We start from the raw sequence: 13,837 nt of genomic DNA, 5'->3' as shown, positions 1-13,837 counted from the left end.
ATTTCACCTCTCCACGATCTCAGATCAAAAATAGTATTATTAGTATCGTCTTTCTTTCTTGTTCATATAGCTTTAAAAGTGATTCTTTTCATTGAAACGGTAAAAGCCGCCCCGTAATCTATAGAAAAATCCTCTACCATTAAGATAGAGGATTCATTTCTACTTAGAAGGCATGATGACGATATGTCGATTTGCCCCTTTTCCTTCTGACTCAGTCCGAACACCTTCAACTGACTTTAGTGTCTCATGAATGATCTTTCGCTCTAGGGCATTCATTGCTTCAAGTGGCATTGATTGTCCTGATTGTTTTGCTCTTTTTGCAACTTTCATTGCTAATTGCTCTAACGTTTGCTTTCTACGTTCGCGATAGTTTTCAATATCGAGTTCAATTCTCGTATAAGACTGTTCCCCACGATTGCAAACAAGGTTTGTCAAATACTCAAGAGCTTCTAACGTTTGGCCTCTTTTTCCGATCAAGCGGCCTGAATCACTTGAACTAGAAAGGTCAAACAAGATTCGGTTACGGGAATCTGTTTTTTCAATAGTTGTTTCTTGCCCCATCAATCGAACAGTTTCCTTCAAGAAGTTTTGCGCTAATTCAACCGGATCAGGTAGAACGTGGGCTTCAATTTTTGCAGGCTTCGAACCTATAATACCTAAAAAACCTTTTTGAGGCTCCTCTATAATACGGTATGAAAGCTTCTCTCTCGTTGTCTGCAACTCATTCACTGCATTGGCAATGGCCTCATCAACTGTTTTCCCTAACACGGTTATAGGCGTCACTTCTTTTTACCTCCCTTTTTTGCCTTTGTTGGTTGTTTTTTTTCTTCTGATTTTCCATCAGCTGCTTTCCCAACATTCGGCCCAGTAATAAAGTAAGTTTGAGCAATCATAAAGATATTCCCTACTACCCAATAAAGCGTTAATGCCGTTGGGAAGAAGATCGCAAAAACAAAAATCATAATTGGCATTACGTACAATAAAATTCTCATTTGAGGATTGTCTTGTACCATCATCATCTTTTGTTGGATGAATGTTGTAATACCAGCTACAATCGGAAGAATAAAAAATGGATCAGGTGTTCCTAACTCGAACCACAAAAATGGTTGGTTTCCAATTTCACCTGTACGCATAATGGCATGATAAAATGCAAGCAAGATTGGCATCTGAATAAACAAAGGTAAACACCCTGCTAATGGGTTTACACCATGCTCTTGAAACATTGCCATCATTTCTTGTTGAAGCTTTTGTTGTGTTTTTTGATCTTTTGCACTATATTTCTCACGAAGCTTTTGCATTTCTGGTTGAATGGCTTGCATTGCTTTTGCACTCTTAGTTTGTTTAATCATTAACGGCAAAATAAGAATACGTAAAAGAATCGTAACAACTATAATAGAAAGTCCATAACTATCATTAAGGATATCTGCAAAGTAAATGATCAACCATGATAAAGGATAAACTAAATAAGAATCCCAAAAACCAGTACTATCTTTCGTGATGGGTTCCTCAATGTTAAAACATCCTGTCATTAAAACAAGAAGCCCTACCATCATGGCTACGAAGCCAAATTTTTTTAGCACGTATTTTCCTCCTTGTCCCTCATACCTTCATATCTATATAAAAAGCCCAATCATGCATATAAGATTCTTTTCACTACTTCTATGTTTGTCTCATTTTTTTGAGTACACGAGCTTTTCTCATAACATGCAACAAACTTTGCTCTACTTCAGAAAAGGTCATCTCAGCTGCTGGCTTTCTTGCAATCACGACGTAATCAGCATGTCGTTCAATCATATCTGCCTTTAACCGGAATACTTCACGAATATATCGTTTTACTTGATTTCGTGTAACCGCATTCCCTACTCGCTTACTTACAGATAATCCGAGTCTGAAAAAAGGTTGTCCTTCTTTCGGCAATTTATATAGAACAAACTGCCGATTTGCAACGGATTGTCCGTTCTTAAAAACGTTTGAAAACTCTTCATTTGTTTTAATCCGTTGCTCTTTTTTCAATCTATACACTCCTCAACCATAAAAGAACTGTTAAAATGATCAATTTACACTAAATAAGAAAGAAGAAAAAGACCACTGACATTCAGTGGCCTATGCAGATAATACTTTTCTTCCTTTACGACGACGACGAGCTAATACTTTACGGCCATTTTTTGTGCTCATACGTGCACGGAAACCGTGTACCTTTTTACGCTTACGGTTATTCGGTTGGAATGTTGGTTTTCCCATTTATAACACCTCCCTGAGGATTGACTATATCTTAAAGACATTCTTGTAAATTATAAGGAACTGCAACCCTGTTTGTCAAGAGCAGAAAGAAAAGGGAACGATCTTCTTCTATTTCTTGTCCGAATAGAATAGGCCGAGTTTGGTGTTATTCTCACGGATAACTAGGTTGTAATTAATAGTTAGTGTTCTTTCCATGTTCGTTTCATTGCACTGCAGCCACTCGCTTATCGCTGGGAGATGGCGAGCCGCCTCGGCTACGCCTGTAGGATCTCGTTCCTACCTATATTTGCCGCAGGAGTCGAATGACTTCCACTTCATTTTACTGAGAAGATAAATGTTTTTTTAAGCAACAATTTTTAGGTCAGTATGATGGGTTGCGTTTTTTTCCATGTTCGTTCCATTGCGCTGCAACCACTCGCTTTCCGCGGGGAGGAGGCTCACCGGGCACCCGCGGAAAGCGGAGTGTCATTCCCCTGCGGCAGTTCGACACTATGTTAGTAACCTCCCTCTTTTTTTCATTTGTTCTATTTGCAACATCGCAAACATATATAGAAATGATTAATCTTTTTCATCCTTTCAAAAACATCCCCTATGTACAACTCTAACTAATTTCCCGTGTGGATAACTATAAACAGACATTTTTCGACTTGTTCATAACTTTATCGACAAGTTACACACATATCTTGTGCTGTGGATAAAAACTAAACACAAGATACTGTGTTGTGTGGATAAATACAACAAACCATTGCGGTTAACAAGTTTTTTTGCTATGATTGAATTGTTTTCACTCGTGGAAAACTTATTTTCACTTTATTTTGTCCACAACCTGTGGGTAACATTGTGGACATTTTTATTTTCCTGTGTGTTTACTTGTCCACAAACTGTTTAAAAGCAGCGTTTTGACGTTTTTCTACTATATTATAATTTTTACACAGATATGTGTGAATGTATATTTATTCGACTTCATCCACCAACTTGTACAAAGGTTCGACAAGTTGGTGGTCGTTCGTTCGTTATTAAGAAAAAAAGGAGGGAGAACGTTTGGAGAATATTCATGACTTATGGGAACAAGCTCTTGCCGAAATCGAAAAAAAGGTCAGTAAGCCTAGTTTCGAAACGTGGTTAAAAGCAACAAAAGCCAATGATATTCAAAATGACATGATTGTCATTACGGCACCAAATGAATTTGCTCGTGACTGGCTTGAAGATCATTATGCAGACTTAACATCGGACACGATTGAACAAATAACGGGCACACGCTTAAAACCTAAATTTGTTATTCCTCAACATGAAATGGAAGAAGAGTTTATACCTGAGCCCATCCCGAAAAAACAAACAAAGCAAGACAATAACCAAACTGCATCTAAAACGATGTTAAATGATAAATATATGTTTGACACATTTGTCATCGGTTCAGGAAATCGTTTTGCTCATGCTGCTTCTCTCGCCGTAGCGGAAGCACCAGCAAAAGCTTATAACCCACTATTTATTTATGGTGGTGTTGGTCTTGGGAAAACCCATTTAATGCATGCCATTGGTCATTACGTAATGGATCACAATCCAAATGCAAAAGTGGTTTATTTGTCTTCGGAAAAGTTCACGAATGAATTCATTAATTCAATACGTGACAACAAAGCAGTCAATTTTAGAAATAAATATCGAAACGTGGATGTTCTCCTTATAGATGATATTCAGTTTTTAGCTGGAAAAGAACAAACTCAAGAGGAATTTTTCCATACATTTAATGCGTTACATGAGGAATCAAAGCAAATTGTTATATCTAGTGATCGGCCTCCTAAGGAGATTCCTACACTTGAAGATCGTTTGCGTTCGAGATTTGAGTGGGGATTAATAACGGACATCACGCCTCCTGACTTAGAAACGAGAATTGCCATATTACGTAAGAAAGCTAAAGCTGAGAACCTCGATATTCCAAATGAGGTTATGCTATATATTGCGAATCAAATCGATACAAATATACGTGAATTAGAGGGAGCACTTATTCGTGTTGTTGCCTATTCCTCGCTTATAAATCAAGATATGAATGCTGATTTAGCAGCGGAAGCACTAAAAGATATTATTCCTAATTCAAAGCCGAAAATATTGACGATTGTTGATATTCAAAAGTTAGTAGGGGAACATTATCATGTGAAACTAGAAGATTTTAAAGCGAAAAAACGCACGAAATCTGTTGCTTTCCCAAGGCAAATCGCAATGTATTTATCAAGAGAATTAACAGATGCATCATTGCCGAAAATAGGAAGTGAGTTCGGGGGAAGAGATCACACTACCGTCATTCACGCTCACGAGAAAATTTCGACTTTGCTTGCAACAGATCAAGAGTTACAAGAGAAGATCCAAGAACTGACGGATTTATTAAGATCGTAATGAGAGTAAGTATACTTGTGCAAACTGTGAATAAAAGAAACCAGTCTATTAACACGTTATTAACATGTGGATAGACTGGTATTTTACTTCGTAAGAGAGTTATCCACAAATTCACAGGCCCTATTACTATTATTACTATATTTTTAAAAACATAAATATATTAATTAAGGAGTTTTAATATGCGTTTTTCTGTTAATCGTGACCGTTTTGTTCATGATGTTCAAAATGTAGCGAAAGCTGTGTCTTCAAGAACAACAATTCCTATTTTAACTGGTATTAAAATTGTAGCTAACCATGAAGGATTGACTCTTACCGGAAGCGACTCTGATGTATCTATTGAAGTTTTCATCCCAAAAGAAGAAGACGATAAAGAAATAGTTGAAATTCAAGAAAAAGGCAGCATTGTTTTACAAGCACGTTTTTTTGCTGAAATTGTAAAAAAGCTACCTGGTGATGAAATTGAGCTTATTGTTCAAGATCAATTCGCTACAACGATTCGATCAGGATCCTCTGTTTTTAACCTAAATGGTTTGGATCCTGAAGAGTATCCTCGTTTGCCACAACTAGAAGAAGATTTATTGTTTCGCTTGCCTCAAGACATGTTAAAAAACATGATACGTCAAACTGTGTTTGCTGTGTCCACTCAGGAAACACGTCCGGTGTTGACAGGTGTAAACTTAGAGACTGAAGAAGGTGAGTTAATCTGTACTGCAACAGATAGCCATCGTCTGGCAATGAGAAAAGCAACTATTGAGAAAAATGACGAAGCCCTTTCATTTTCTAATGTTGTCATTCCAGGAAAGAGTTTGAATGAGTTAAGCAAAATTGTGGATGACTCAAATGAGCTGATGGATGTCGTTGTTACTGAAAACCAAATTTTGTTCAAATTGAAAAATTTATTATTTTTCTCAAGGCTGCTTGAAGGGAAATATCCTGTTACAAAAAGCATGATTCCAACTCAGTCCAAAACATCTTTAAAATTAAAAACAAAGCCTTTCTTGCAAACGTTGGAGCGTGCTCTTCTTTTATCTAGAGAAGGAAAAAACAATGTTATTAATTTAAAGACATTAGATAGCGGGAATATCGAAATCACCTCTGTTTCTCCAGAAGTAGGAAAAGTAACAGAAAACATTGAAACTACAATGCAAGGTGAGGAAATGCGGATTTCATTTAATGGAAAAAATGTCATTGATGCTCTTAAAGTCATTGATAGTGATGAAGTAAACATTTCTTTTACGGGTGCAATGAGTCCATTTGTTATTCGTCCGATTGAACATGATCACTATTTACACTTGTTTTCACCTGTTCGAACATATTAATTTTCGTGAGGGATTGGCAAAAAACTCGCACGTTTAGTACAATATAATAAGATAAATCGAATGAACGCTAAAAAGACAGCAACTCACGTATGAATTGCTGTCTTCACTTTGCTACATGACTAAGGAACGAACATAAATAAGAAAGAGTGATAAAACGTGAATTCAATCGTCATTTCAACAGCTTACATAACTTTAGGACAAATGCTAAAAGAGGCAGGAATCATTGATACTGGTGGTATGGCTAAATGGTACCTATCTGAACATATTGTTTATGTAAACGATCAAGAAGAAAATCGTCGCGGAAAAAAATTAGTTCCGGGTGATACGATAACTCTAGAAGACGGTACAAAATTTGAAATTGTCGTATAGGGGGAAGCCCTTTTGTATTTGAAAAAGTTAAATGTTAGACAATACCGTAACTATAAAAAAGTAGAGTTAGCGTTTCATAAACAAGTTAATATCTTTTTGGGTGAGAATGCACAAGGAAAGACGAATATACTAGAGGCTATATTTGTGTTAGCTCTTGCAAAATCTCATCGGACATCAAAAGATAAAGAGTTAATTGGTTGGGGAGAGGAATTTGCCAGGATTCAGGGGGAAGTTGCTAGAAAAACAAGTCCACTTGATATCGAACTTATTCTTTCTGTTAAAGGAAAGAAAGGAAAAATTAATGGACTTGAACAAAAGAAACTTAGTGAATACGTTGGTGCAGCAAACGTCGTCATGTTTGCCCCAGAAGACTTAAACCTTGTCAAAGGAAGCCCTCAGGTAAGAAGGAGATTTTTAGACATGGAATTAGGACAAATCAGTCGTGTTTACTTACATCATTTAGCTACGTACCAAAAAGTTCTGAAACAACGGAATCACCTCTTAAAAACCTTACAATTTGGCAAGGGTTCTAAAGAAATGTTAGATATCTTAACAGATCAAATGATTGTGTTAGCTGCAGAAGTGACGATTCGAAGATATGGATTTATTAAACGGCTTCAAAAGTGGGCGGAACAAATCCATCATGATGTGAGCAGAGGAAAAGAGAAACTCGAGATTTGTTATCTCTCAGCTGTAGACGTATCAGATGAGATAGATTTGTCGAAAATAAAAGAAGCATTCTATCAAGTTTACAAGGAAGTTAAAGAACGGGAAATTCAAAGAGGAATCACATTGTTTGGTCCACACCGAGATGATCTTGGTTTTTTAATCAATGAAAAGGATGTTCAAACATATGGTTCTCAAGGACAGCAAAGAACAACAGCACTTGCCCTTAAATTAGCCGAAATAGAATTAATTTATGCAGAAATCGGAGAATACCCTATTCTTCTTTTGGATGATGTTCTTTCTGAGCTAGATGACTACAGGCAATCCCATCTTCTCCAAACGATTCAAGGTCGTGTACAAACGTTTGTCACAACGACAAATGTAAGTGGGATCGACGAACAAACATTAAATCAATCAACTATTTTTTATGTTTCAGAAGGAACGATATCACAGGAAATGGAGCGGTGACGATGTTTATTCATTTAGGTGGAGATATCATTATTAGAGCAAAAGATATTATTGCCATTATTAATAGCGATTCGCATGAACAGTCATCTATTACTAGTACGTATCTCAAAGAAGAAGAGAAAAAGAAGAAGAAAGTTGTCATTTCCTCAGATTACACAAAATCAATTGTTTTGACAGATGATGAAATTTACTATTCTCCCGTATCTTCACTAACCTTAAACCGTCGAGCGCAAGGTAAGTCATTAACGGACCTTCACTATGGTTTAGAAGAAGAGGATGAAGAGTGACATAGATTTTCATTGATTGCAATGGTAAAATAGAGTGTTCGGGTACGAAAAAAGGCAATTGTATTTTCTAATCTAGAGAAGCAGTTGTTGAGATCTTGAAGAATGAAGGTGAACGAAGTGACGAATGAACAACATTCTACACAACAGTCGTACGATGAAAGTCAAATTCAAGTGTTAGAAGGGTTAGAGGCCGTTCGTAAACGACCAGGAATGTATATTGGTTCAACAAGTGGACGTGGATTACACCATCTTGTATGGGAAATTGTTGATAATAGTATTGATGAAGCGATGGCAGGTTATTGTGACACGATTAAAGTGACCATCGAGGTCGACAATAGCATTACCGTAGAAGACAATGGACGTGGTATTCCGGTAGGGATTCATGAAAAAATGGGACGTCCTGCTGTTGAAGTTATTATGACAGTTCTTCACGCCGGAGGAAAATTTGGTGGTGGAGGTTACAAAGTATCAGGTGGATTGCACGGGGTTGGTGCATCCGTAGTAAATGCCCTTTCAACCGTATTGGAAGTAAATGTTCATCGTGAAGGAAAAATTCATTATCAAAAATTCCAAAAAGGTGTTCCCGCAGCAGACTTAGAAGTCGTTGGAGAAACAGAAAAAAGAGGAACGGTCATTCACTTTAAACCAGACGAGGAAATTTTTCAGGAAACAACGGTTTATGAATTTGATATATTAGCAACGCGTTTGCGAGAGCTGGCGTTTTTAAATAAAGGTTTAACAATTGCGATTGAAGATAAACGAGAAGATGGAAAAGAAGCGACGTATCACTATGAAGGTGGGATTGCTTCATTCGTTGAACATTTGAATCGATCAAAAGAGGTACTGCATGAAGAACCGATTCACATTGAAAGTGAAAAGGAAGGTTTAACTGTTGAAGTAGCAGTCCAGTACAATGATAGCTATACAAGCAATATTTACTCTTTTGCTAACAACATCAATACTCATGAAGGTGGAACACATGAGTCTGGCTTTAAAACAGGGTTAACTCGTGTTATTAATGATTATGCGAGAAAAAATAACCTCTTTAAAGAGTCAGACCCTAACTTAACGGGTGACGATGTTCGTGAAGGATTAACCGCTATTATTTCGGTGAAAATCCCTGATCCTCAATTTGAAGGGCAGACAAAAACAAAGCTAGGAAACAGTGAAGCGCGTACGATAACTGATTCGCTTTTTAGTGAACACTTTTCCCGTTTCTTAATTGAACATCCTCAAGTAGCTCGAAAAATAGTAGAAAAAGGTTTAATGGCATCAAGAGCAAGAGAAGCTGCTAAAAAAGCCCGTGAGTTAACAAGAAGAAAGAGTGCACTTGAAGTGAGTTCCTTGCCAGGAAAACTTGCAGATTGCTCATCGAAAGATGCTTCGATTAGTGAAATTTACATCGTTGAGGGTGATTCGGCTGGTGGTTCAGCTAAACAAGGACGAGACCGTCATTTCCAAGCGATTTTGCCATTACGAGGGAAAATTATTAACGTAGAAAAAGCTAGATTAGATAAAATTTTAGCTAATAATGAGATTCGTGCGATGATCACCGCTTTTGGTACAGGGATTGGTGATGATTTTGATATTGAAAAAGCACGCTATCATAAAATCATTATTATGACAGACGCCGACGTTGATGGTGCCCATATTCGTACATTAATTTTGACATTCTTCTATCGTTATATGCGTCCATTAATTGAAAATGGATATGTCTATATTGCACAACCACCACTATATAAACTTAGTCAAGGGAAAGAAGTTAACTATGTTTATACAGATAAAGAGTTAGAAGAAGCATTAAAAGAAATTCCAAACAAAGACAAGCTTGGCATTCAGCGTTACAAAGGTCTTGGAGAAATGAATCCGACTCAACTATGGGAAACAACAATGGACCCTGAACATCGTACGGTTCTTCAAGTTACATTAGAAGACGCAATGAAGGCGGATGAAATATTTGAAATTCTCATGGGTGACCGTGTAGAACCGCGCCGTGATTTTATTCAAGAAAACGCGCAATACGTGCAAAATCTTGATATATAGGCTTGAAGATGGAGGTTTATAATTAATGGCTGAGCATGAGCAATCAAGAGTAAAAGAAAGAAATATAAGTCAGGAAATGAAATCGTCGTTTATGGACTATGCGATGAGTGTCATTGTAAGCCGCGCTCTGCCTGACGTTCGTGATGGATTAAAGCCGGTTCATCGTCGTATTTTATATGCGATGAATGAATTAGGAATGACGTCAGATAAAGCGTACAAAAAGTCGGCACGTATCGTTGGTGAAGTAATTGGTAAGTATCACCCTCATGGTGATTCAGCTGTTTATGAGACGATGGTACGGATGGCGCAAGATTTTAGTTTCCGTTACATGTTAGTAGATGGTCATGGTAACTTCGGTTCCGTAGATGGTGACTCGGCAGCAGCGATGCGTTATACCGAAGCAAAAATGTCTAAAATATCAATGGAGCTTGTTCGTGATATTAATAAAGATACAATTGATTACCAAGATAACTATGATGGTAGTGAACGTGAGCCAATCGTACTACCGGCAAGATTTCCGAATCTACTAGTAAATGGTGCATCAGGTATTGCTGTTGGAATGGCGACAAACATTCCACCACATCAATTAGGGGAAGTCATTGATGGAGTCTTAGCTCTCTCGAAAGATCGTGACATGAGCATTCCTGAGTTAATGGAATATATTCCTGGACCAGACTTTCCAACAGGTGCCGAAATTTTAGGACGTTCAGGAATTCGAAAGGCATATCAAACTGGAAGAGGATCTATTACTTTACGTGCTAAATCGAATATTGAGGAGCATAACGGCAAACCTCGTATTATTTTTACTGAAATTCCATATCAGGTAAACAAGGCTAGATTAATTGAAAAAATTGCTGAACTTGTTCGTGATAAAAAAATCGATGGCATTACCGATTTACGAGACGAATCTGATCGAAATGGAATGAGGATTGTCATTGAATTAAGGCGCGACGCCAATGCAAATGTTTTACTAAACAATTTGTATAAACAAACGGCTCTTCAGTCTAGTTTCGGGATTAACTTATTAGCGCTTGTTGGTGGCCAGCCTAAAGTATTAAATCTAAAAGAGTGTTTAGAACACTACCTAGATCATCAAATCGAAGTTATCCGACGCCGTACGGCCTTTGAGTTGCGAAAAGCGGAAGCCCGTGCTCATATTTTAGAAGGGTTACGTGTCGCGCTGGATCATCTTGATGAAGTTATTAACCTGATTCGTGCTTCTCAAACAACAGAAATTGCTCGAAATGGACTAATGGAGCGTTTTGAACTTAGTTATGAACAAGCACAAGCGATTTTGGACATGCGTTTACAACGTCTGACAGGTTTAGAACGCGACAAGATTGAAGGAGAGTACCAAGATCTAGTTGCTAGGATTGCTGAATTGAAGGCTATTTTAGCAGATGAAGAAAAGGTACTCGAAATTATTCGTGATGAGTTAACGGAAGTAAAAGATAAATTTAATGATGAACGTCGTACGGTTATTTCAATGAGTGAAGAACATCTAGAAGATGAAGATTTAATTCCTCGTACGAATATTGCTATTACGATTTCACATAATGGCTATATTAAACGTTTGCCTATTTCCACGTACCGAAATCAACGTCGTGGTGGAAAAGGGATTCAAGCAATGGGGACAAATGACAATGATTTTGTTCAACATTTATTTACAACAAGTTCTCACCATACGATTCTTTTCTTTACGAACAAAGGAAAAGTGTATCGCTTAAAAGGTTATGAAATTCCGGAGCTAGGTAGAACAGCAAAAGGAATTCCAATTATCAACCTCTTGCAAATTGAGCAAGGTGAATACATTAGTACTGTTATTCCAATTGAAGAGTTTACCGAGGATTCGTATTTGTTTTTCTTAACGAAGTACGGTGTAGCTAAACGAACAGAGTTGTCTTCTTTTGCTAACATAAGAAAAGGTGGTTTGTTTGCTATTAATCTTCGTGAAGAAGATGAGTTGCACGGAGTACGGTTAACAGATGGAAAACAAGAACTAATCATTGGGACAAAATATGGAATGTCCATTCGCTTTCCTGAAAATGATGTCCGGTTAATGGGAAGAACCGCAGCTGGAGTAAGAGGGATTTCCCTTGCTGATGGGGATCACGTTGTCGGAATGGATATTATCGAAGAAGGGCACGATGTTTTAATTGTTACCGAAAAAGGATATGGAAAGCGAACGCCAATTGAGGAGTATCGCATCCAAAACCGTGGCGGTAAAGGGATCAAAACATGTAACATTACAGACCGTAATGGTTCTCTTGTTTCTCTAAAAATTGTTTCTGGTGAACATGATATTATGATTATTACCGCAAGTGGTGTAATTATTCGTATGAATGTTGAAGGAATCTCTACAACAGGAAGAAATACTCAAGGGGTTACACTCATTCGGGTAAATGAAGGAGAAGAAGTAGCAACCGTTGCTAGAGTTGATATCAATGATGAAGAAGTTAGTGAAGATGAAGAAGGAATGGAAGAAGAGGTTTCAGAAGGAAATGACGATCAAGTAGAAGAAGCTCCTCTTGATTCTGAAGATGAAACTGAAAATGAATAAGTGATTGAGTGTGCCAAAAGGTGAAAACCTTTTTAGGCACACTTTTTCTATTTCTTTGAAAGATCTTCCTTTTCTTGGTTGTACCTGTCACGTATAATATTGGTAACGCAACAATGAAAAGAGGGTTCATACATGAAGGTGAGACCAAATCAGTTAATAGAGGGGTGTATTCTCTCTAAAGATGTCCAAGGGTTAACAGATTTACCTATTATGAAAAAGAATACCGTTTTAACTGATCAGCATATTGAGTTAATCAGCCTTTTTTTGGTGAGCACAGTCGATGTAGAACCTGTTTTAGCAAATGGAGAATCTTTTAAACCAGCTGTAGTTATTGAAGAGGAGATAGAGGATAAGCCAACTAAAAAACAACCACTTGGATATGTTTATTTATACTTAGAGACGGTTAAACAATTTAAGAAGATGTTTCTAAACTGGCAAGCTGGTGAAAAAGTTCAAATGGTTAAGATTAGGGAACTTTTTCTCCCGTTGTTTGAAACGATTATTGACAAACCTGAGAACTTACTGAAACTTCATCATTATAGTACAAAGGAAGATTACTTTTATCATCACTCAGTATATACTGGAATCTTATCCGTTTATTTAGGGTATAAATTAAAATACACAAAGGGAGAATGGTTACAGATAGGGTTTAGTGCAGTTTTAGCGGATACCGGAATGACCAAAATTTCCCCTTCTATTTTAAAGAAGCCTGGACATTTAACAGTAGCAGAATTTGAGGAAATTAAGAAGCATCCAATTCATAGCTATAATATGTTAAAAGGAGTAACTGGAATTTCAGATGCAGTCTTGTTAGCTGTGTTGCAGCATCATGAAAGGCCTGATGGTAGTGGTTATCCACTAGGTGCAGGTGATCAAAAGCTTCATAAGTTTAGTAAAGTTATAGCGGTTGCGGATGTCTATCATGCTATGACATCGGAACGTTATTACCGTAATAAACGATCACCGTTTCAAGTACTTGAAGATATATCAAAGAACCAATTTGGAAAATTCGATTTAAAAGTAGTTCAGACATTAAGTGAAAGTTTAGTTGTGGTAGCAGTCGGGAGTAGAGTAAAGTTAAGCAATGGGAAGGAAGCAGAAATTGTCTTCTTTGAACAAGAAGCTCCTACCAGACCAATGGTGAAGTTAGTTGATACTGGAGATATTATTCAGTTAACAAAAGAATCAAGTACCTTTATAGAAGAAATCATAAAAGTTTAAAAAAAGGTTGCATGTATTTCTTTATTTATGGTATATTAAATCTTGTCGCTAAGACGACTTCGTTATTATATTAAAAAATATTGTTGACTAGGTTGTTTGAATGTGATATATTATTCCTTGTCGCTAAAAATGACAAACGAGTTCTTTGAAAACTGAACAAAAGCCAAGCGAAATAGAGATACATGATATCTCGTCAATTGTTTTTGTGATTTTAAGTAAAAATCACAATCGTATCGTTAAGCGATATGCATTTAATAGCTAATTACGTTACTTAC

General features: G+C 37.1%; 12 protein-coding genes. 8 read left to right on the top strand and 4 right to left on the bottom strand.

From position 1 onward, the window contains the following. Nucleotides 1-159 precede the first annotated feature (159 nt). The 4 genes from jag to rpmH all read right to left on the bottom strand — a co-directional run bounded on the left by jag (nt 160) and on the right by rpmH (nt 2,241). Complete coding sequence (gene jag / locus JCM9140_RS09905) at nt 160-783, bottom strand: RNA-binding cell elongation regulator Jag/EloR (RefSeq protein WP_034745504.1); 624 nt, start codon at nt 781-783, stop codon at nt 160-162. Next, nucleotides 780-1,580 carry a YidC family membrane integrase SpoIIIJ gene (gene spoIIIJ / locus JCM9140_RS09900; RefSeq protein WP_034745501.1) on the bottom strand — a complete coding sequence of 267 codons (801 nt, stop codon included), beginning with the start codon at nt 1,578-1,580 and terminating at the stop codon, nt 780-782. Before spoIIIJ ends, jag begins: the two co-directional genes overlap by 4 nt. A 79-nt stretch (nt 1,581-1,659) precedes the next feature. Then, nucleotides 1,660-2,013: a ribonuclease P protein component gene (gene rnpA / locus JCM9140_RS09895; protein ID WP_034745499.1), complete on the bottom strand. Its 354-nt coding sequence runs from the start codon at nt 2,011-2,013 to the stop codon at nt 1,660-1,662. A gap of 90 nt (nt 2,014-2,103) precedes the next feature. Next, nucleotides 2,104-2,241: a 50S ribosomal protein L34 gene (gene rpmH / locus JCM9140_RS09890; RefSeq protein WP_003323480.1), complete on the bottom strand. Its 138-nt coding sequence runs from the start codon at nt 2,239-2,241 to the stop codon at nt 2,104-2,106. A gap of 1,041 nt (nt 2,242-3,282) precedes the next feature. Here rpmH and dnaA point away from each other — a divergent pair. The 8 genes from dnaA to JCM9140_RS09850 all read left to right on the top strand — a co-directional run bounded on the left by dnaA (nt 3,283) and on the right by JCM9140_RS09850 (nt 13,562). Then, on the top strand, nt 3,283-4,629 hold the full coding sequence (gene dnaA, locus JCM9140_RS09885; protein ID WP_034745495.1) for a chromosomal replication initiator protein DnaA: 1,347 nt from the start codon (nt 3,283-3,285) through the stop codon (nt 4,627-4,629). Nucleotides 4,630-4,808: 179 nt separating this feature from the next. Next, entirely contained in the window at nt 4,809-5,948 is a 1,140-nt protein-coding gene (gene dnaN / locus JCM9140_RS09880; RefSeq protein ID WP_034745492.1) for a DNA polymerase III subunit beta, read from the top strand. Between the two features lie 156 nt (nt 5,949-6,104). After that, entirely contained in the window at nt 6,105-6,317 is a 213-nt protein-coding gene (gene yaaA, locus JCM9140_RS09875) for a S4 domain-containing protein YaaA (RefSeq protein WP_034745489.1), read from the top strand. A gap of 12 nt (nt 6,318-6,329) precedes the next feature. Continuing rightward, nucleotides 6,330-7,451: a DNA replication/repair protein RecF gene (gene recF / locus JCM9140_RS09870; RefSeq protein WP_034745486.1), complete on the top strand. Its 1,122-nt coding sequence runs from the start codon at nt 6,330-6,332 to the stop codon at nt 7,449-7,451. A 2-nt stretch (nt 7,452-7,453) separates the two neighbouring features. Next, nucleotides 7,454-7,738 carry an extracellular matrix regulator RemB gene (gene remB, locus JCM9140_RS09865; protein WP_034745483.1) on the top strand — a complete coding sequence of 95 codons (285 nt, stop codon included), beginning with the start codon at nt 7,454-7,456 and terminating at the stop codon, nt 7,736-7,738. A 102-nt stretch (nt 7,739-7,840) separates the two neighbouring features. Further along, complete coding sequence (gene gyrB / locus JCM9140_RS09860; protein WP_034745481.1) at nt 7,841-9,781, top strand: DNA topoisomerase (ATP-hydrolyzing) subunit B; 1,941 nt, start codon at nt 7,841-7,843, stop codon at nt 9,779-9,781. Nucleotides 9,782-9,806: 25 nt separating this feature from the next. Then, on the top strand, nt 9,807-12,341 hold the full coding sequence (gyrA, locus tag JCM9140_RS09855) for a DNA gyrase subunit A (protein ID WP_034745478.1): 2,535 nt from the start codon (nt 9,807-9,809) through the stop codon (nt 12,339-12,341). A 132-nt stretch (nt 12,342-12,473) separates the two neighbouring features. Then, nucleotides 12,474-13,562, top strand: coding sequence for an HD-GYP domain-containing protein (locus tag JCM9140_RS09850; RefSeq protein ID WP_034745475.1), 1,089 nt, complete (start codon nt 12,474-12,476; stop codon nt 13,560-13,562). Nucleotides 13,563-13,837 lie beyond the last annotated feature (275 nt).

The organism is Halalkalibacter wakoensis JCM 9140 (assembly GCF_000513095.1).
In the GTDB taxonomy this organism is placed as follows: domain Bacteria; phylum Bacillota; class Bacilli; order Bacillales; family Bacillaceae_D; genus Halalkalibacter; species Halalkalibacter wakoensis.
Note: the sequence above shows the minus strand (reverse complement) of the source record. Positions and strands in the feature narration are given on the sequence as shown.